Raw genomic sequence first — 17,869 nt, 5'->3', positions numbered from 1 at the left:
ACCATGGCGGGCCCCAAGGAGCAGCCACTGCCGCCCGACGTCATGACCCGCGACGACGCGGTCGAGATCCTGCGCGTGTTCGTGCTGGACGGCGGGCTGTCGATGGCATTCCAGCGCGCCTTCGAGGAGCCTGACATGTGGGGCCTCCTGCTCGTAGATCTCGCCCGCCACGCCGCGCGCGCCTATGCGCGCGAGAGCGAATACACCGAGGAGGACGCGCTGAACCGGATCCTCGACATGTTCCAGGCTGAGATCGAGCGTCCCACCGACACCGGCACCACGACGCCGCGCGGCAAGGGACACTGAAAGTGGCGATCGAATCCTATCATTACGATTTCATGCTCGAGGCGATCCGCGAGGCTGAAGCCTCGATCGCGCAGGGCGGCCTGCCGATCGGCGCGGTGCTGACGCGGGACAACAAGATCATCGCTCGCGGCCACAACAACCGCGTGCAGGAGAACAACGTGATCCTGCACGGCGAGATGAGCTGCCTGCGCGAGGCCGGCGCGATCAAATTCCACGATACCGTCATGTATACCACGCTGTCGCCATGCTCGATGTGCGCCGGCGCGCTCGCGCTGTTCAAGGTCAAGCTGGTGGTGATCGGCGAATCCGTCACCTTCGAGGGCTCCAAAGACATCCTCGACAAGTTCGGCATCCCCTGGATCGACCTTGCCGACGACCGCTCCATCACCATGATGAAGAATTGGCGTTCCATCCCAGCCAATGAGCGCCTGTGGCAGGGCGACATCGGCAACTAAACCTGGTCTGTTCGTCTTCGCTGTCGGAGACGACGTTTTGCAAAGTTCTTCTTGAGGTCAGCATGCCCATCAACATCCTGATGCCCGCTCTCTCGCCGACGATGGAGAAGGGCAACCTCGCCAAGTGGCTGAAGAAGGAAGGCGACAAGGTCAAATCCGGCGACGTCATCGCCGAGATCGAGACCGATAAGGCGACCATGGAGGTCGAGGCGATCGACGAGGGCACGATTGCCAAGATCCTGGTGCCCGAGGGTACGCAGGACGTTCCGGTCAACGACGTGATTGCGGTGCTCGCCGGCGAAGGCGAGGACGTGAAGGCTGCGGGCGCTGCGAAGCCGACCGCCTCGGCTGCGCCGCCCAAGGCCGCTGAGGCACCTACTGCTGCTCCGGCACCTGCTCCGGCCGCACCGAAGGCGGCACCGGTACCTGCCGCCGCACCGGCCCCGCAGGCTGCAGCTCCTGCCGCGCTGGGCAATGGCCATGGCGGCCGTGTGTTCTCATCGCCGTTGGCGCGCCGCCTCGCCAAGGAAGCCGGCATCGATGTTGCAATGGTCACCGGCACCGGCCCGCACGGTCGCGTGGTGGCGCGCGATGTCGAGCAGGCCAAGTCCGGCAAGGGCCTCAAGGCACCTGCCGCGGCGCCGTCAGGCGCGCCCGCGATCGCGCCGACCATGTCGGACAAGCAGATCCTGTCGCTGTTCGAGCCGGGCTCCTACGACATTGTCCCGCATGACGGCATGCGCCGCACCATCGCGCAGCGCCTGACCGCGTCGATCCAGAATGTCCCGCACTTCTACCTCACGATCGACTGCGACATCGGCAAGCTGCTCACTGCCCGCGAGGAGATCAACGCGGCTGCTCCCAAGGACAAGGAGAAGAAGCCGCTCTACAAGATCTCGGTCAACGACTTCGTCATCAAGGCGATGGCGGTCGCGCTGCAGAAGATCCCGAACTGCAATGTGAGCTGGACCGAAAGCGGCATGGTCAAGCATCACCATTCCGACGTCGGTGTTGCCGTGGCGATGCCCGGCGGCCTGATCACGCCGATCATTCGGAAAGCGGAGACCAAGACACTCTCGACCATCTCCAACGAGATGAAGGACTTTGCCGCGCGCGCACGTTCCCGCAAATTGAAGCCCGAGGAATATCAGGGCGGCACCACCGCCGTCTCCAATCTCGGCATGTACGGCATCAGCCACTTCACCGCTGTGATCAACCCGCCGCATGCGACGATTCTCGCGGTCGGCACCAGCGAGGAACGTCCCGTGGTGCGCGGCGGCAAGATCGAGATCGCGAACATGATGAGCGTGACCTTGTCGTGCGATCACCGCGCCATCGACGGCGCACTCGGCGCCGAGCTGATCGGCGCATTCCAGCAGCTGATCGAAAATCCTGTGATGATGATGGTCTAGAGCCGCCGCATGACGACGCGCTGGCCCTGGATCTCGATGCTGCTGTCGATCATCATCCTCGTCAGCCCGCTCGGCACCGGCGTTCTGCGCGATGCCTTCTTCAGCGGCGAGCTGCTCTCGCGCAGCATTGCCCAGCCGATCGTCTTCATCGGTCTTGCGATCCTGATCTCGATCTGCGTCATCGAATGGCTGGTCAGGTCGATCATTTCAAAACGCCGCTCCGGCGGCGCAACGACCTCTTGAGTTGAACGGGAGCCGCCATGGCCGATACATCCTTCGACGTCATCATCATCGGCTCCGGTCCCGGCGGCTATGTCACCGCGATCCGTGCCGCCCAGCTCGGCTTCAAGACCGCGATCGTCGAAAAGTCGTATCTCGGCGGCATCTGCCTGAACTGGGGCTGCATTCCGACCAAGGCGCTCTTACGTTCCGCCGAGATCTATCACTACATGCAGCATGCCAAGGATTACGGCCTCTCGGCGGAGAAGGTCTCGTTCGATCCGAAGGCCGTGGTGCAGCGCTCGCGCGGCGTCTCCAGCCGCCTCAACGACGGCGTCGGCTTCCTGATGAAGAAGAACAAGGTCAGCGTGATCTGGGGCGCGGCCTCGATCGATGCGCCCGGCAAGGTCACGGTGAAGAAGTCCGACGTCGAGGGCCCGAAGGGCGCGCTAGGCGAGGGGACCTATCAGGCCAAGCACATCATCGTCGCGACCGGCGCACGGCCGCGCGTGCTGCCCGGCCTCGAGCCCGACAAGAAGCTGGTCTGGACCTATTTCGAGGCGATGATACCGGACCGCATTCCGAAGTCGCTGCTGGTGGTCGGCTCCGGCGCCATCGGCATCGAGTTCGCGTCCTTCTTTCACACCTTGGGCTCTAACGTCACCGTGGTCGAGGTACTGCCGCAGATCCTGCCCGTGGAGGACGCGGAGATCGCAGGGCTCGCGCGGAAGCGCTTTGAGAAGATGGGCATGAAAATCATGTCCTCGACCAAAGTCACAAAACTCGAGAAGAAGGCCGACAGCGTCGTCGCCACCATCGACGACGGCAAGGGCAAGCCCGTCACCACCGAGTTCGAGCGCGTGATCTCGGCGGTCGGCGTCGTCGGCAATGTCGAGAATCTTGGCCTCGAAAAGCTGGGCGTGAAGACCGACCGCGGCATCATCGTCGTCGACGGCTACGGCAAGACCAATATCCCCGGCATCTATGCCATCGGCGACGTCGCCGGCCCGCCGATGCTGGCGCACAAGGCCGAGCATGAGGGCGTGATCTGCGTCGAGGCGATCAAGGGCTTGCATCCGCATCCCATGGACAAGAACATGATCCCGGGCTGCACCTATTGTCAGCCGCAGGTCGCCTCGGTCGGGCTGACGGAAGCCAAGGCCAAGGAGAACGGCCGAGAGATCCGCGTCGGCCGCTTCCCCTTCGTCGGCAACGGCAAGGCCATCGCGCTCGGCGAGGACCAGGGCCTAGTCAAGGTCATCTTCGACAAGAAGACCGGCCAGCTGCTCGGCGCCCACATGGTCGGCGCCGAGGTCACCGAGCTGATCCAGGGCTACGTCGTCGCCATGAACCTGGAGACCACGGAAGAAGAGCTGATGCACACGGTGTTCCCGCATCCGACGCTGTCGGAGATGATGAAGGAAGCCGTACTGGATGCGTATGGGCGAGTGTTGAATATTTGACGATTGGACGGCGGTTCGGTCCTCGACCCGTCATCCTGAGGTGCGAGCCTTGCGGCGCGATTGCGCCGCTGGGCGAGCCTCGAAGGATGCACGGCCCAGATCGAGCCGCGGGGCCCGTCGCCCTTCGAGGCCTTCGCTTCGCTCCGGCACCTCAGGGTGACGGGATCGAATAGGGAATGACAACAGAACAAGAAGAGGGACGACCCCATGCACGACAACGACAACCTCACCATCGAACGCCCGACTTTCGTCACCCATCTCGAATGCGCGATGGAAGGCGATCACTACGCTGCCGATCAGGTCCACAACCTCTCCAAAGCCGGCAAGCCGCTGCTCGTCCGCTACGACCTCGCGGGCGTGAAGAAGGCGCTGACCAAGGACGCACTCGCTCAACGCCCCGGCGACATGTGGCGCTACCGCGAGCTGCTGCCGGTGCGCAAATGCAAGGACATCGTCTCGCTCGGCGAAGTGACGACGCCCCTGATCCGGCTGCCGAAGCTCGGCAAGAAGCTCGGCGGCGGCGAGATCATCGTCAAGGACGAGGGACGCCTGCCGACCGGCTCGTTCAAGGCGCGCGGCCTCGTGATGGCGGTGTCGATGGGCAAGGCGCTCGGTATCAAGCACATGGCGATGCCGACCAACGGCAATGCCGGCGCAGCGCTGGCGGCCTATGCGACGAGTTGCGGCATCAAGACCACGATCTTCTGCCCGGCCGACACGCCCGAAGTGAATGTCAGCGAGATCGAGCTCCAGGGCGCGACCGTCTACCGCGTCAACGGCTATATCGACGATTGCGGCAAGATCGTCGGCGAGGGCAAGGCCAAGGTCGGCTGGTTCGACACCTCGACCTTGAAGGAGCCGTACCGCATCGAGGGCAAGAAGACGATGGGCCTCGAGCTCGCCGAGCAGCTCGGCTGGGACGTGCCCGACGTGATCTTCTACCCGACCGGCGGCGGCACCGGCCTGATCGGCATGTGGAAGGCCTTTGACGAGCTCGAGAAGATCGGCTTCATCGGCTCAAAGCGCCCGCGCATGGTCGCGGTGCAGGCCTCCGGCTGCGCGCCGATGGTGCGCGCTTATGACGCCGGGACCGAGCATGCGACGCGTTGGGAGGACGCCCACACCATCGCCTCCGGCATCCGCGTGCCGCAGGCGATCGGCGATTTCCTCATCCTGCGCGCGGTGCGCGAGAGCAAGGGCTTTGCCATCGCGGTCGACGACGACAAGATCTCGTCGGCGCTGAACGAGGTCGCGCGCGAGGAGGGGCTCTTGCTGTGCCCCGAGGGCGCCGCCACCTACGCCGCCTACAAGCAGAGCCTCGCCGACGGCCGCGTCAACAAGACCGATCGCGTGATGCTGTTCAACTGCGCGACCGGCCTGAAATATCCGCTGCCGCCGGTTACCCGCACGCTCGATCGCCACAAGCCGATCGACTACGCGCAGTTCTAGAAATCTCTCCCTCTCCCCGTTCTTACGGGGAGAGGGCTGGGCTGAGGGGCCCAGCTCCGCGAATAGGATATTCGTGAGACCTGTACCCCCTCACCCGAAAGCTTCGCTTTCGACCTCTCCCCGCAAGCGGGGAGAGGTGAACAAACAAAAGACATCGCTGGGGAGAAGACAATGAAGAAGGCCGTCTGGGCTGCACTGATTGCTATTCTCGCTGTTGCAGGCGCCGCGCACGCCGACGATTATCCCTCGCGTCCCATCACCATCATCGTGCCGTTCGCGGCCGGCGGACCGTCGGATGCGATGGCGCGCGTGCTTGCCGAGCGGATGCGGGTGACATTGGGGCAGCCTGTGGTGATCGAGAACGTCACCGGCGCGGGCGGCTCGATCGGCGTCGGCCGCGCCGTGCAATCGCCGCCGGACGGCTACACCATCTCCTTCGGCCACCTCGGCACCCACGTCGCCAACGGTGCCGTCTACAAGCTCAAATACGACCTCGTCGCCGACCTCGAGCCGGTGGTGCTGCTGCCGAGCAACCCGATGATCGTGGTCAGCAAGAACGCAGTGCCCGCGAGCTCGCTGAAGGAGCTCATCGAGTGGCTCAAGTCGCGGCCGTCGCCACCGACCGCGGGTACCGCCGGCGCGGGCTCCGGCAGTCACATCGCCGGCGTCTATTTCGAGAGCGTCTCCGGCATCAAGCTGCAATACGTGCCGTATCGCGGCACCGCGCCCGCGCTGAACGATCTCATCGCCGGCCAGATCGATATCATCGTCGACCAGACCTCCAACTCCATCAACCAGGTCCGCGCCGGCACCATCCGCGCTTACGCCATCACCGATGACAAGCGTCTTGCATCCGCGCCCGAGATTCCGACCGCGGAGGAGGCGGGTCTCAAGGGCTTCAACATGACGCTATGGTCCGGCATGTGGGTGCCGAAGGGGACGCCGAAAGAGATCGTGACCAAGCTCAACGCCGCGGCCGTGGAGGCGTTGAACGATCCCGCGGTGAGGAAGCAGCTCGAAAGCCAGGGCCTGGAGATGACACCCAAGGATCAGCTCACGCCCGAAGCGCTTGGCACCCGTCAGAAAGCCGAGATCGCCAAATGGTGGCCGATGATCAAGGCGGCGAATATCAAGGTGGATTGAACCGGGCGGCGCTTGCCTCGTGCTGCGCCGCCAGGTCCTTCGACTCATTCTGAGCAGGCCGGAACGCGATCACCTCGCGAGAAAGCGGGATTGTCCTGCTCGCTGTCGCCGCCGCGGTTGCCGGCCGCCGCGTGCTCACTGAATGGTTTCGTGACCTGCTGCCAGCGCGCGGTTCAGGCACTGCATCAGATCCGAGGCGGCGAACGGCTTACTGAGAAAACAGATTGCGCCGGCATTGAGCGCACGCACACGTACGCTCTCATCCGGGAAAGCTGTGATGAAGATGAACGGCGTGTCCGAACCCTGCGCGCGCATCCGCGTCAGCAGATCGATTCCGGTCATCAGCGGCATCTGCACGTCGGCGATCACGCACGAGGTGTCATTCGAATCGGTCGAGCTCAAAAACTCCTCGGCCGAGGCGAATGTGTGGACGATGTATCCACGCGATTCCAAGAGATTGTTGATCGCGGCCCGAACGGAAGGGTCGTCGTCAAGCACCGAGATGACCGAAGCCACTGACAAGACGTCCGCTCCTCGCCGGGAATTACGCTTGCCGTCGCCACGGCTACACATAAAGACGCAAGGTGGACCTGCCAGTCACGATTGGAAACTCATACTTAGGTTTGTGCGTCGGACTTGTTGGACCCAATCCCGAGTGCTTCGCTCATTCTCACCAGATCGGCCAGCGACTTCGCGCCCATTTTCCGCATGATCTGGCCGCGATAGATTTTGACGGTGATTTCAGCCAATCCGAGCCGGGCGGCCACTTGTTTGTTCATCAGGCCGGACGTCACCAGCGACAATACGTCTCGCTCCCGCGACGACAGTGACTCGAAACGAGATCTGACGGTCGAGACCGTCCTGTTGAGGTCGCGGCGCTTGCGGTCTCGCTCGATCGCGGCCTGGACCGCGTCCAGAATGTCCTGGTCGCGAACCGGCTTGGTCAGGAAGTCGATCGCGCCGCCCTTCATGGCCCGAACGGACATCGGAATATCACCATGGCCGGTGATGAAGATGATCGGCGTATGGATATTTGCCTTGGCAAGATCGGCCTGCAGGTCGAGACCGCTGACTCCCGGCAGGCGGATGTCGAGCACGAGGCAACTGGGGACATCTGGCGGCTTGGCCTGCAGCAGTTGCGGCGCCGAGCCGAATGCTTCGACCTTGAGGCCGACCGATTCGAACAGATTGGTAAGCGCGCGGCGCATGGACGCGTCGTCGTCGACGATGAAGACGATCGGCTGATCGCCATCCTCCCTGGGAGGCGAAGGCTGCGCGCGCTCGGTCACGATGCGTCCTCGCGATGGAGCGGCAGGGTGATCTGAAAAGTCGCTCCGTGCTCCCCGTTCGGCATGGCGGAAAGTCGTCCGCCATGGGCCTCGATGATAGAGCGGCAGATCGACAGGCCCATGCCCATGCCGCTGGACTTCGTGGTAAAGAACGGCATGAACAGGCGGTCCATTGCCTGCTCATCGATGCCGGCGCCGCAGTCGGATACGCTCACCAGCACCGCGCCATTGTCATCGGCCACTGAACGGATCGCCAGCTCGCGCGGGCGGTCATCGATGCCTTCCATGGCCTCGATCCCGTTCTTGATCAGGTTGATCAGGACCTGCTGCAATTGAATTCGATCGCCAAAGATCCTGGGCAGGGCCGACGACAGTTCCATGCGAACCGACACGGCGTGGCTAGCCATCTCGCGCTGAACGAGCGCCACAGCCTCGCGCACGACCACGCCTACGTCGAGCGGAGCCATCTCGATATCGGAACGCTTGGCGAGCGCCCGAACGTGACGGATCACGTCGCTGGCGCGCTTGCCGTCCTCGATGATCCACTCCACGGAGCGGCGCGCCGCCTTGAGATCGGGCGGATTGCGCTGCAGCCAGGCGAGGCAGGCGTCGGCGTTTGCGATCACTGCGGCGAGCGGCTGATTGATTTCATGGGCAATAGAAGCGGTCAGCTCACCCAGTGTCGTGACGCGCGTGACATGGGCGAGCTCGGCCTGGGCCTTGCGCAGCGCGTCTTCGGCTTGATTGGCCCGGATGGCCGCGGTTACGTCGGTGCAGACGCCGCGATAGCCCAGGAAAGTGCCGTCGGCGTCGAAGAACGGCTTGCCGCTGGTCCGGACGTAGATCGGCTGACCGTTGCGGTCCTTGCTGCGATATACCAAGTCGCGGAACGCGACGTGGGCATCGAGCGCCGCCCGATGTTGTCGCCATTTGTCGGGTTCGAGATCGGCGTCCGGAGCGATGTCCCAACGTGTGTGCCCAACCAGGCCCGCGGGGGCGGTGTTGGTATCGGAGTGTTCCGATATCCGAGTAACGCGGTGGTCCGGCCCCGTCTCCCAGAACCAGTCAGAGGCGGTTTCGGCATAGTCGCGAAAGCGCTGCTCGCTGTCACGAAGTCTACGCTCAGCCTCTTTGGTCGCCGTGATGTCGCTGACCGATCCGACGAACTCCAAGTGACCGCTGGCATCTCGCACCGCCCGGGCCACCGCTCGGACGTATTTGATGGAACCGTCGGGCATCACCAGACGGTATTCGTGATCGTAATTTTTCCCCTCGCGCGCCGCCCGGCCTGTCGTCTGCTGCACGGCGAGCCGGTCCTCCGGATGGATCCGCTGGAGCATGAAGGAGATCTCTGGCTTGGTCCCCTCGTCGCATTGGAAGATGCGATAGGTCTCCTTGGACCAGGTGATCTCGCGGGTTGCGGCCTTCCAGCCGAAACTGCCGGTGTGGCTCAATTCCTGCGCCTGGGCGAGATAAGCCTCGCTCTGTCGCAGCGCATTCTCCGCTTGCTTGCGCTCGGTGATGTTCTCGCAGGCGACCAGCACGATTGGCCCGCCATTCGCCCGCAGCATGGCCTTGGCGTTCTCGCGCACCCATAGCATCGAGCCGTCCTTGCGAACCTTCCGGATTTCCCAGGTATGTGACTGATCAACGGTCTCAAGGCACAGCGCGACACAGGCGCGGACAGTGGCGCGATCTTCCTCGAAGAAGACATCCAGCACCGATCGGCCGATCAACTCCGCGGGCGTATAGCCCAGCTGCGCGGCGCCAAACGTGTTCACGTTGATGACAGTTCCGGCCGGGTCGACCATGAAGTACATGACCGGATTGTGCTCGAAGACTTGCTGCCACTGCTTGACCGCCTCCAGCAGACCGGCGTAACCGGGCTCAACGCGCGGCTTGGCAGTAACAGTGTGCCTGACGCAGCCGACGAGGTATTGCGCGGCTGACTTCCCGAACGCTACTGCCCGGCCCGGCTTCATCGCAGACGCTCCCGGCGCTCTCTGCGTGAACGCGAGTAGAGCACGTTGCCGCCGGAGGAGCAATTCCAGCCAAAGTCGGACGGGCGGTTACGACGGTCGCCTTGGAATGGACTGCGCGCCGCCTTGTCCATTGCGGCGCATCAAGCACGCCATGCCGGGCAAGTTTTTCGCGGTGACCGTGCAGTCCGCACGTCGTGCGCCATCTCGTTGAACGCGGGCCGGTGCAAGAGTCCACCCGGGCAAGTACGGGACAAACCTAGGTATAGCTTCTCCAATCCTAGTCATGTCGGCGATTTACCTCCGTACAATTGAGCGCTTCGTGCCCGGGGGACTAGCCTCATGATCATCGGGAGTGTCGACCAGCCAATCGCAGCGGTCGTACGGGTAGCGGTCTCAGACCTGCGGGCCGAAGCCTCTCACCGACGGGCATCGACCGAGCATCAGGCCGGTTCATTTCTCGACGCACTGCGATCGCGGCAATTCACGACCCGTGCGAGGTCGAACTGGCAAAAGCAAGCAACAGAGGGAGAGAACAATGTGCGATACATCGGTACTTCCTGCGCGTCGCCTATCGGAGTCCGAACGCTGCTCTTCAATCAACGGCTGTGCGGTGTGCGGCGGCAAGTTCGGCCTGATCCGCCACTATTCGTGGCGCACCGCGCTCTGCTCCAAGAAGTGCGTCGATCGCTTCCGCACACGCCGCGAGCGTGACCGCCGGTGGTTGTTCCAGGCTCAGGTCGCGTGAGGCCGGGCTGGAGAGCTGACTTCGTTCCGAAGGTCTGATCCGGGAGCCCCTGCGTTGAACCGCTTATGCAAGCTCTTGTGCTCGATGGTTCTCCTCGGCTCCATTGCGACGGTCCAGGCACAGGAGACGGGACACGGTGCCGTTCATCGCCAGCATCCATCCCAGGACCAGGCGCTGCACGAAAAATTCTATTCGACCTGGCACATGCCGGACAATCCGAGCCTCAGTTGTTGCAACAGCGCCGACTGCTATCCGACCGATATCAAATACATCGACGGCCAGATCTATGCGCGGCGCCGGGAGGACGGGAGATACATTCTGATCCCACCGCAAAAGGTGGAGCGAAACAGGGATAATCCGGACGGCCGAAATCATCTTTGCGCTCCACCGCCCGCACTGTCTCCGCTCGACAGCGTCTACTGCTTCGCTTTGGGAGGTGCCACATGAGATTCGCGTTCGTGCTGGTCAACGGCCGGACCCCGTTCCGGCAGACCTGGTGCATGCAGTGCTGCGAGCCGATCAGCGGCGGCTATCTCCGCGAGATCGCGACCCGGCTGCCTTACTGCGACCATCAGTGCTACGCGCTGTTCTGCGAGGCCCTCGCGAAAGATGGCGTGAGAGCGGTTTCATGAAGTTCGTGCTCGTCAATCATGAGCCCCCGTTGCACGCGGCCACGTGCAGCACATGCTCGCGGTCTCTCGGCTCCGGCTATGTGCGGCATGCGCGGACACAGCGCCGCTACTGTGACTACGATTGCTACCGGCGCGGCGAGCTCGTCACGTTGTTGATGCAATGGTCGGTGCCCGGGCGGACGGAGCCGGCCGCCGGCAACGTCGAGCTCGCCGCCGGCAGCATGATCGAGACGTTGACGGTCCTGAATGCCGTCTGGTGCTGGAGCTGCACGATCAACGCCTGGACCTTCGCGAGAGCCTTGACCGGCGTATATTTGGACAGCCGCGATCTGATCACGATGGAAGGAGGTGACAGCTAGCTGCGCGACTGCACGCGCGTGGAAGCCGCAGCACCGCATCCCCGCAGGCGCCGCGTCCAGCCCCGGCGGCGCGTCGGCTAGGGAGCGGGTGCTGCGGCCGCCACCGGTGCCGCTGCACCGGCTTCGTGCGTGACCACGCGCTGGTCGCTCTTGCCGGCGACCATGCCGCTGCCCTCGAACCTTGCGCGGTAGACCAGCACGTTCTCCATCACGCGCTGGACGTAGTTGCGGGTCTCCGACAGCGGAATGCGCTCGACCCAGTCGACCGGATCGACATTGGGATCCCTGGGATCGCCGCGGGCCTGCACCCATTCGCGCACCCGGCCGCGGCCGGCATTGTAGCCGGCGAAGGCCATGATCTGGTTGCCGCGATATTCCGAGAAAAGCGCACTGAGCTCGGCCGCGCCCATCTGCGTGTTGTAGACGGGATCGGAGACCATCCTGTCCCAGTCGTAAGTTAGGCCGAAGCGTTTTGCGGTATCTCGGCCCGCTTCCGGCGTCACCTGCATCAGCCCGACCGCATTGGCCGGCGACTTGTCGCGCTGATCGAACGAGCTCTCGGTGCGCGCCACCGAATAGATCACGCTGGTCTCGATCGCAGGCGCGACCTGCCTGTGCTCGGGAATCCCGATGGTGGGGAAGGCGTAATGGTCGAGCGCGAGCCCGCGCGCCAGCGCGGACTTGCCGACCTCCAGCATCACGCGCGCATCGTTGCGCCGGCCGGCAAGCTCGGCGAGCGCCTCGAGCGCCGCGACATCGGTGCTCTCCTTGGCAAAATCCTCGGCGTAATAGAACACCATGTCGCGCTCGCCGATGGCGTAGAGCATGTCGGCCGCGCGCACGCGTTCGTCCGCGGGGGGCGTATCGGCCGAAGCCAGCACAGGCGAGGGCGGACGCAGCTCGATCCGGTCGAGGCCGAGCTTTGCGCGGGCGAGCTGGCCGTAATAGGCGGTCTGATAGCGCGCCGCCGCCCGATAGCTCATGCGCGCATCGGCCATCGCGCCCATGGCCTCGGCGGCGCGGCCGCGCCAGTAATGGGCCCGCGACAGCGCGATCGGATTGGCCGAGCCCTCGTCGATCGCGGCGAAGTGCATCATCGCCGTCCTGGGATCGTCGAGAAAGCGCAGCGCGATCCAGCCGCACATGAAGTGGTAGTCGACGCGATAGACTTCCTTTTCCGGCACCGCGGCCGTGCGCACCACATCATAAGCGGTCCTGGACTTGCCCTGGTCGAGCAGCTTGCGCGCGAGCAGGCGGCGCTCGCGCCACCAGGCATCGGTGTCCTGGGCGGCCATGGTGTCGGGTGCGGCGGCGAGGATCACCTCGGCAGCGTCGTCGATGCGGTCCTTCTGGAGGTGCCATTGCGCGCGGCACAGCACGTAGCCGAGATCGCGGCGGGCGTCAGCGGAGACGTCATCGAGATAGTCCTTGGCCTTGCTCGCCTTGCCGGTGACCGCGGCGCAGGCTTTCACGATCGCGAGCGCATCCTCGCCGAGCCGTTTGGCCGCGCGCCTTGCGCCGGCATAGTCCTTGGCGCCGAGGCGTTTGTCCATGCGGGCCCGATGATCGTCCGCCGTGAGGAGATCACGGAACGCCTCGTAGGCGTCCTCCTCACTGCGCTCCGACAATTCGTCGGTGCGCCAGGCTTCGCGCACGAGCCGCGCAGCCCTGTCGGCCTCGCCTTCAGTGAGCAGCACGCGGGCGAGCGCGAACTTGCCCTTGGCGCTGGTCGGGCGATCCATCGTGAACTTGTGCACGCTGGGCGCGTCGGCCTTCTCCTGCCACAGCCGCGCCTCCGCGCGGCGGCGGAGCAGGGCGCTGCTCGGCCAGTCGGGATTAACGGCGAGGAAGGCGGCGTAGCGCCGGAAATTCGCGGTGCTCTCGGAATGGCGCAGCATGAACCAGTCGGCGAGCTTCTGTCCGGCGGGGTCAGCGATGCGGTCGCGCGCCGCGCTGGCGTCATCCGTCTTGCCCTTGCGCGCAAGATCGATGGCATCCTTCAGCGCGGCGAGATCGCCGGTCAGCGGCGGCGGTGCCGGCTTGTCCGCGGGCTCGTCGACCGTCTTCTTGGACTTGCGCTTGGCCTCGGCGTGCTTGCCGTGTCGCGCTCTGCCGGCGGAGGCATGGCGGTGCTTGCCGGCTTTCGCCTCATGCGTCTTCTTCGGCGCGGACGATTTGTGACTGCTCATCGCTGCCAGATCGGTGGGAAGGAAGGCCATCGCGGCCACGGCAACGACACACGCGAGCGAGCGTAGGCACTGGTTCATTGGATGGTCCCCCCTGCGAAACCACTACAAACCAAGGTCCGCGACGACATGCGGCTTGCGAATCAAAACATCGAACGATGCATCAGCATCGTGTCGCATCCTCAAGCTGTCGCAACAATGCGGCAAAATACGGATTGGAACTCGGGAACTTCCGAGATGGCGGAAGAGGTGGCGGCTTTAACCTTTGTTAATGATGAGGACTCGCGCGACGGTTGCCCCGGGTTCACCGCGTCAAGAGGACCAGATTGCACGTGTTCCCGCGGCCAGTCCGGTGTATGGAGTTCCCTCGCTTTCGTCCGTTTAGCCTTTGCCTCCGCACCTATGCCGATTTTCAACCAGTCGATCCGGCGCAAGATCGTCGGCATCGCCCTCGGATTGATCGTCCTGATGCTGGTCACCTCGATCCTGTCGATGGTGATGTCGAGCCAGGTCGGCGTCCTTCTCGACGAGCTCACCAACCGTTACATCCCGGCCTACAGCCATCTGGCGCGTGCCAACATTCGCTCGCTGGAGCGGGGTCTGGCGCTGAGGCGGATGGTCATGACCAGGATGGAGGCACCGTCGGACGAGGAGGCCTATGCGGCGCGCCTTCGCGACTTCGAGGCCTCGGACCGCAAGATCGAGGAGGAGGCGGAGGCCGCGCGCAAGCTGATCAACGCGATCATCGACGACCCCAGGACGTATTCCGACAATGCTGCGCTGGGGCGGATCGATATCCGCATCGAGACCGCCGTTACCGAGCTGCGCCGCGACCTGAGCGAGGACCACGCGAAGCTCCTGAAGCAGGTCGACGCCAAGCAGATGACCGAGGCCCGCGGCACGCTCGAGCACATCGACGTGCTGCGCGACCAGTTCAACCGGAAGATCGATGCGATCCGCTCCGACATGCTGACGCAGGTCTTCTTCTCGACATCGCAGGTCATCAGCCGCCAGCATCAGGCGATTATCATCTCGGGCATCGTGACCTTGCTCGCGGCGATCGTCGGATTTGCCTTTGCGCTCTTGGTGTCGAGCGGCATCACGCGCCCGGTACGGCTGCTGCTGGCCGGCACCCGCGAGGTCGAGGCAGGCCGGTTCGACAAGCCCATCACCGTCTCGACGCAGGATGAGATCGGCGAGCTCGCTGCGGCCTTCAACCGCATGATCGAGCAGTTGCGCCGCAACGAGCGTATCCGCGAGACCTTCGGTCGCTACATCGACCCGAAGGTGGTGCAGGGGCTGATCGACCGACCGGAGGTCGCCATCGACGGCGAGCGCCGGGTGATGACCATCATGTTCTGCGACATGAGCGGCTTCACCTCGATGAGCGAGGGCATGACCCCGCGCGGTCTCGTCAAGGTGATGAACCACTATTTCACCGTGATGTCCGCTCCCATCAGAAGCAATCGCGGCGTCATCGACAAATATATCGGCGACGCCATCATGTCCTATTGGGGCCCACCCTTCATCGAGGAGGGCGAGCAGGCCCTGCTTGCCGGGCTTGCCGCCGTTGAGATGGCCGACCAGGTGCCCGCGCTGCAGAAGCAGCTGCCGGATCTGCTCGGCATCCGCGCCATGCCGGCGCCGTGCGATCTGCGCATCGGCATTGCCACTGGCGAGGTCCTGACCGGCAGCATCGGTTCCGAGCTGATGATGAGCTTCACCGTGATGGGCGACGCCGTGAATCTCGCCTCGCGGCTCGAGGCGGTCAACAAGGTCTACGGCACCCGCATCCTGATCTCGCAGCCGACTGCGGATGCGATTGGATCGCGCCTCGAATTGCGCGAGATCGATCGCCTGGCGGTCGCGGGTCAAAGCGCCCCGCAGGTGATCTTCGAGGTGATGGCGAGAGCGGGCGCACTCACCCATGCGCAAGTGAGCCTGCGTACGCGCTATGCCGAAGGTCTCGCCGCCTATCGCGCCCGGCGCTTCGACGAGGCACGTGCCGCCTTCGACGCGGCACTCGAGGCGGTGCCTGGCGACGGCCCCTCGCGCGCGATGCTCGGGCGCATCACCCAGTTCGCGCGCAATCCGCCGGATGCCAATTGGGATGGCGCCTGGCGGCTGGAGCAGAAATAGCCTTGGCTGCGGTCCGTCATGCCGGTCCGGAAAAAAAGATGCTACTCCATAACGATGTTCGCCGTGACCTATTTCCCGGGCTTAGGTTTGACGTCCCTGAGGCGTCAGATGGGGACACGCCGATGACACATCTTGAGGACAGGCTCGAACGGTTCGAGACGCTCACCGCCGAATGCGAGCTGATTGCCAAGCTCGCCACCGACAGCACCAAGCGCGAGTTCTATCTGAGGCTCGCGGAGCAGTACCGCCAGCTGGCGGCAGATATGCGGCACGCGATCGCGAACAGGGCTGCGGCCTAAGCCGTCTGCAATCCGTTCTTAACGTTTGGCGCGCATCCTTGAAGCATGCGGGCGCCGCTGATCGGCGATCGCTCGTTGTGGGAAGGCCGGGGTTCGTTGCAATGCGGCGCGCCTCGCGAGTGTCACTTGGCATGCCTGACAGGCAATCCCATGCGCCTCGTTGCTGTGATCATATTCGCGCTCATGACGGCGGCCTGCGATCAGGAGCAGGACATCACCGGCACGACGAATTCGACCTGTCCGATGCGAAGCTACAGCTACAATCCACGCGACATGAACCAGTGCGTCAACGCCTGCAAAGCTTGCGACCGCGGCACAACGGTCACCTGCACGACCTCCTGCACCCTCAAGGGGGCTCGCTGAGCGGGACCGCCTTCTGCCTTGCAGGGATCGCAACCCGCGACGAGGTCGGTGAGGTCGCAACGCAATCGACCACGAGACCCTGACGCTTGCGGATGCGGGGAACCGGTAGCGGCCCCGAGGTCAAAGGCTGGCGGTGCTTGGGCACCGGAACGATTCACATGGATCAATCATTGAAGGGGGCGGGCAGGACGCGGAGTCCGATGGAATGGGTATGCTCGATCCCGGTCGATTTCTGGTGTCGTGCTCACATTGCGATGCCTGGCCGATGGCGGCCAATGTGAAGCGGTCGAGCTGGTCGGCGTCCCCGCACGAGGTCCGCTTCGTCTGCACGCGCTGCCGCCGCGAAGAGACCGCGATCGTCTCCGCCTCCGGCGAATTGACACCTATCAAGCGTGTCGATGCCCCGCCACACGATGTCGCTGTCGCCTGGGCCCAGGCCCAACGTTCGCGAGGGCGGACATAACTCGTTGGGTTCCTTTCAGCAGAACGGCCTTCCGCAAACGTGCTAGAGTAGCCGCCGGGAGATCGTCCATGCCTCGTCAATTCCTCTCGCCTCATGCCGACGTTCGTCGACTTCATTTTGTGGCGCCGCGCCTTTCACCGCTGTACTGCCTTGCGCTGCTGACCGCGTCATGCGCGCTCGCAAGTCTTGCGTTCGCCTGTGCGACGCCGTTCGCGGCCTTCGCCGTCGTCGCGGCCGCGATGCTGCCGCTGCGGCCCGCGCTGCTCGTCGTCACCGGGACCTGGCTCGTGAACCAGACCATCGGCTTCGGCGTGCTGCATTATCCCATCGACGGCGGCACAATCGCTTGGGGTTTTGTCATCGGCGCGGCCACGCTCGCTGCGACCGCAGCGTCGTCGGCCGTGCTCCGCATGCTGCCACGCACGCCGCTGGTATTGGCGCTCACGCTCATCGCTGCCTATGCGGTCTATGAGATCGCGTTGCTGGCTGCAACGTCGGCCCTGGGCGGAGAGGGGGCCTTCACAGTCGCCATCGTGACGCGCATTGGGCTGACCAGTGCCGCCTGGCTCGCCGGCCTTGTCACAGCCTCTGAGATCATCCGCCCGTTCGATCCGCTCGAGCGCAAGGGGCGATGTCGGCTTGAGCAGTCCTCTTGCGGGACCGGGCTGTGTCGCCGCCTGTCAACGCGCTCGCGCAAAAATATTCCGCTTTACCGAAATTCGGAATTGTCGTATGTGTCGCCCATCCCGGCTCATCCTTGAGGGGCGATCATGAGGTCGTCATTGTCGCGAGCCGGGCTTGCGGTGGACGCAGCAGCGTCGGGCGCGAAAAGCTGAGGGCAGGGCGGATTGCTCTCCGTGAGCCCCAAGGCTTCGTGCGGACGAACGGCGCTGTCAGGTTCGTCGTGCCAGTATTTCGATGGCAACGTGCACAACGCCGTCGAACCCTGTGGCGCCAACGAACCG

General features: G+C 64.2%; 19 protein-coding genes and 2 pseudogenes. 16 read left to right on the top strand and 5 right to left on the bottom strand.

Annotated features, from left to right (window positions below; translation table 11 throughout):
* The first annotated feature begins 3 nt into the window (after window positions 1–3).
* The 7 genes from YU9_RS0119575 to YU9_RS0119545 all read left to right on the top strand — a co-directional run bounded on the left by YU9_RS0119575 (window position 4) and on the right by YU9_RS0119545 (window position 6,447).
* Window positions 4–306, top strand: coding sequence for a DUF5076 domain-containing protein (locus YU9_RS0119575; protein WP_008547332.1), 303 nt, complete (start codon window positions 4–6; stop codon window positions 304–306).
* A gap of 2 nt (window positions 307–308) precedes the next feature.
* On the top strand, window positions 309–761 hold the full coding sequence (locus YU9_RS0119570; RefSeq protein WP_027574347.1) for a nucleoside deaminase: 453 nt from the start codon (window positions 309–311) through the stop codon (window positions 759–761).
* A gap of 62 nt (window positions 762–823) precedes the next feature.
* Complete coding sequence (locus YU9_RS0119565; RefSeq protein ID WP_027574346.1) at window positions 824–2,173, top strand: pyruvate dehydrogenase complex dihydrolipoamide acetyltransferase; 1,350 nt, start codon at window positions 824–826, stop codon at window positions 2,171–2,173.
* A gap of 9 nt (window positions 2,174–2,182) precedes the next feature.
* Complete coding sequence (locus tag YU9_RS0119560; RefSeq protein ID WP_027574345.1) at window positions 2,183–2,416, top strand: hypothetical protein; 234 nt, start codon at window positions 2,183–2,185, stop codon at window positions 2,414–2,416.
* 17 nt (window positions 2,417–2,433) lie between these two features.
* The gene (gene lpdA / locus YU9_RS0119555) at window positions 2,434–3,855 is read left to right on the top strand and encodes a dihydrolipoyl dehydrogenase (protein WP_027574344.1); all 1,422 of its coding nucleotides are present in this window, start codon (window positions 2,434–2,436) and stop codon (window positions 3,853–3,855) included.
* A 207-nt stretch (window positions 3,856–4,062) separates the two neighbouring features.
* The gene (locus tag YU9_RS0119550; RefSeq protein WP_027574343.1) at window positions 4,063–5,304 is read left to right on the top strand and encodes a threonine synthase; all 1,242 of its coding nucleotides are present in this window, start codon (window positions 4,063–4,065) and stop codon (window positions 5,302–5,304) included.
* Window positions 5,305–5,475: 171 nt separating this feature from the next.
* Complete coding sequence (locus YU9_RS0119545; RefSeq protein ID WP_027574342.1) at window positions 5,476–6,447, top strand: tripartite tricarboxylate transporter substrate binding protein BugD; 972 nt, start codon at window positions 5,476–5,478, stop codon at window positions 6,445–6,447.
* A 135-nt stretch (window positions 6,448–6,582) separates the two neighbouring features.
* On the opposite strand, the gene YU9_RS0119540 is transcribed toward YU9_RS0119545, so the two are convergent.
* The 3 genes from YU9_RS0119540 to YU9_RS0119530 form a co-directional block, all read right to left on the bottom strand.
* Window positions 6,583–6,969, bottom strand: a complete 387-nt coding sequence (locus YU9_RS0119540; protein WP_027574341.1) for a response regulator transcription factor — start codon at window positions 6,967–6,969, stop codon at window positions 6,583–6,585.
* Window positions 6,970–7,064: 95 nt separating this feature from the next.
* Window positions 7,065–7,736: a response regulator transcription factor gene (locus YU9_RS0119535; protein ID WP_027574340.1), complete on the bottom strand. Its 672-nt coding sequence runs from the start codon at window positions 7,734–7,736 to the stop codon at window positions 7,065–7,067.
* The gene (locus YU9_RS0119530) at window positions 7,733–9,718 is read right to left on the bottom strand and encodes a PAS domain S-box protein (protein ID WP_027574339.1); all 1,986 of its coding nucleotides are present in this window, start codon (window positions 9,716–9,718) and stop codon (window positions 7,733–7,735) included. Before YU9_RS0119530 ends, YU9_RS0119535 begins: the two co-directional genes overlap by 4 nt.
* A 535-nt stretch (window positions 9,719–10,253) precedes the next feature.
* Here YU9_RS0119530 and YU9_RS41880 point away from each other — a divergent pair.
* From YU9_RS41880 to YU9_RS41870, 4 genes are all read left to right on the top strand, one after another.
* On the top strand, window positions 10,254–10,463 hold the full coding sequence (locus YU9_RS41880) for a hypothetical protein (RefSeq protein WP_036017549.1): 210 nt from the start codon (window positions 10,254–10,256) through the stop codon (window positions 10,461–10,463).
* A gap of 84 nt (window positions 10,464–10,547) precedes the next feature.
* Window positions 10,548–10,910, top strand: a complete 363-nt coding sequence (locus YU9_RS0119520; protein WP_245266443.1) for a hypothetical protein — start codon at window positions 10,548–10,550, stop codon at window positions 10,908–10,910.
* Window positions 10,907–11,095, top strand: a complete 189-nt coding sequence (locus YU9_RS41875) for a hypothetical protein (protein WP_036017547.1) — start codon at window positions 10,907–10,909, stop codon at window positions 11,093–11,095. Before YU9_RS0119520 ends, YU9_RS41875 begins: the two co-directional genes overlap by 4 nt.
* Window positions 11,092–11,454, top strand: a complete 363-nt coding sequence (locus YU9_RS41870) for a hypothetical protein (protein WP_036017544.1) — start codon at window positions 11,092–11,094, stop codon at window positions 11,452–11,454. The genes YU9_RS41875 and YU9_RS41870 overlap by 4 nt, the downstream gene beginning before the upstream one ends.
* 77 nt (window positions 11,455–11,531) lie before the next feature.
* Here YU9_RS41870 and YU9_RS0119505 read toward each other — a convergent pair whose 3' ends face one another.
* Window positions 11,532–13,721: a lytic transglycosylase domain-containing protein gene (locus YU9_RS0119505; protein ID WP_027574337.1), complete on the bottom strand. Its 2,190-nt coding sequence runs from the start codon at window positions 13,719–13,721 to the stop codon at window positions 11,532–11,534.
* 321 nt (window positions 13,722–14,042) lie between these two features.
* Between YU9_RS0119505 and YU9_RS0119500 the strand changes: the two genes are divergently transcribed.
* The 5 genes and pseudogenes from YU9_RS0119500 to YU9_RS41865 form a co-directional block, all read left to right on the top strand.
* Window positions 14,043–15,779 carry an adenylate/guanylate cyclase domain-containing protein gene (locus tag YU9_RS0119500; protein WP_027574336.1) on the top strand — a complete coding sequence of 579 codons (1,737 nt, stop codon included), beginning with the start codon at window positions 14,043–14,045 and terminating at the stop codon, window positions 15,777–15,779.
* 122 nt (window positions 15,780–15,901) lie between these two features.
* Entirely contained in the window at window positions 15,902–16,078 is a 177-nt protein-coding gene (locus tag YU9_RS49085) for a hypothetical protein (RefSeq protein ID WP_198028268.1), read from the top strand.
* Window positions 16,079–16,228: 150 nt separating this feature from the next.
* On the top strand, window positions 16,229–16,441 hold the full coding sequence (locus YU9_RS0119490) for a hypothetical protein (RefSeq protein WP_027574335.1): 213 nt from the start codon (window positions 16,229–16,231) through the stop codon (window positions 16,439–16,441).
* A 205-nt stretch (window positions 16,442–16,646) separates the two neighbouring features.
* Window positions 16,647–16,904 (top strand): hypothetical protein, encoded by a 258-nt coding sequence (locus YU9_RS0119485; RefSeq protein ID WP_027574334.1) that lies wholly within the window; start codon window positions 16,647–16,649, stop codon window positions 16,902–16,904.
* A 68-nt stretch (window positions 16,905–16,972) separates the two neighbouring features.
* Window positions 16,973–17,533, top strand: a pseudogene (locus YU9_RS41865) (hypothetical protein); the annotation flags it as partial.
* Window positions 17,534–17,655: 122 nt separating this feature from the next.
* Here YU9_RS41865 and YU9_RS49575 read toward each other — a convergent pair.
* Window positions 17,656–17,869: pseudogene (locus YU9_RS49575) on the bottom strand (hypothetical protein); the annotation flags it as partial.

Origin of the sequence: Bradyrhizobium sp. WSM1743 (assembly GCF_000473065.1) — a bacterium.
In the GTDB taxonomy this organism is placed as follows: Bacteria; Pseudomonadota; Alphaproteobacteria; order Rhizobiales; family Xanthobacteraceae; genus Bradyrhizobium.
Note: the sequence above shows the minus strand (reverse complement) of the source record. Positions and strands in the feature narration are given on the sequence as shown.

What these genes read in the sequence shown, in the direction of transcription:
- YU9_RS41870 (WP_036017544.1), top strand. Translation starts at nt 11,092, where the DNA reads ATGAAGTTCGTGCTCGTCAATCATGAGCCCCCGTTGCACGCGGCCACG.
- YU9_RS0119550 (WP_027574343.1), top strand. Translation starts at nt 4,063, where the DNA reads ATGCACGACAACGACAACCTCACCATCGAACGCCCGACTTTCGTCACC.
- YU9_RS0119530 (WP_027574339.1), bottom strand. Translation starts at nt 9,718, where the DNA reads ATGAAGCCGGGCCGGGCAGTAGCGTTCGGGAAGTCAGCCGCGCAATAC.
- YU9_RS41880 (WP_036017549.1), top strand. Translation starts at nt 10,254, where the DNA reads ATGTGCGATACATCGGTACTTCCTGCGCGTCGCCTATCGGAGTCCGAA.
- YU9_RS0119505 (WP_027574337.1), bottom strand. Translation starts at nt 13,721, where the DNA reads ATGAACCAGTGCCTACGCTCGCTCGCGTGTGTCGTTGCCGTGGCCGCG.
- YU9_RS49085 (WP_198028268.1), top strand. Translation starts at nt 15,902, where the DNA reads ATGACACATCTTGAGGACAGGCTCGAACGGTTCGAGACGCTCACCGCC.
- YU9_RS0119575 (WP_008547332.1), top strand. Translation starts at nt 4, where the DNA reads ATGGCGGGCCCCAAGGAGCAGCCACTGCCGCCCGACGTCATGACCCGC.
- YU9_RS0119490 (WP_027574335.1), top strand. Translation starts at nt 16,229, where the DNA reads ATGCGCCTCGTTGCTGTGATCATATTCGCGCTCATGACGGCGGCCTGC.
- YU9_RS0119500 (WP_027574336.1), top strand. Translation starts at nt 14,043, where the DNA reads ATGCCGATTTTCAACCAGTCGATCCGGCGCAAGATCGTCGGCATCGCC.
- YU9_RS0119565 (WP_027574346.1), top strand. Translation starts at nt 824, where the DNA reads ATGCCCATCAACATCCTGATGCCCGCTCTCTCGCCGACGATGGAGAAG.
- YU9_RS0119485 (WP_027574334.1), top strand. Translation starts at nt 16,647, where the DNA reads ATGGGTATGCTCGATCCCGGTCGATTTCTGGTGTCGTGCTCACATTGC.
- YU9_RS0119560 (WP_027574345.1), top strand. Translation starts at nt 2,183, where the DNA reads ATGACGACGCGCTGGCCCTGGATCTCGATGCTGCTGTCGATCATCATC.
- YU9_RS41875 (WP_036017547.1), top strand. Translation starts at nt 10,907, where the DNA reads ATGAGATTCGCGTTCGTGCTGGTCAACGGCCGGACCCCGTTCCGGCAG.
- YU9_RS0119520 (WP_245266443.1), top strand. Translation starts at nt 10,548, where the DNA reads ATGGTTCTCCTCGGCTCCATTGCGACGGTCCAGGCACAGGAGACGGGA.
- YU9_RS0119545 (WP_027574342.1), top strand. Translation starts at nt 5,476, where the DNA reads ATGAAGAAGGCCGTCTGGGCTGCACTGATTGCTATTCTCGCTGTTGCA.
- lpdA (WP_027574344.1), top strand. Translation starts at nt 2,434, where the DNA reads ATGGCCGATACATCCTTCGACGTCATCATCATCGGCTCCGGTCCCGGC.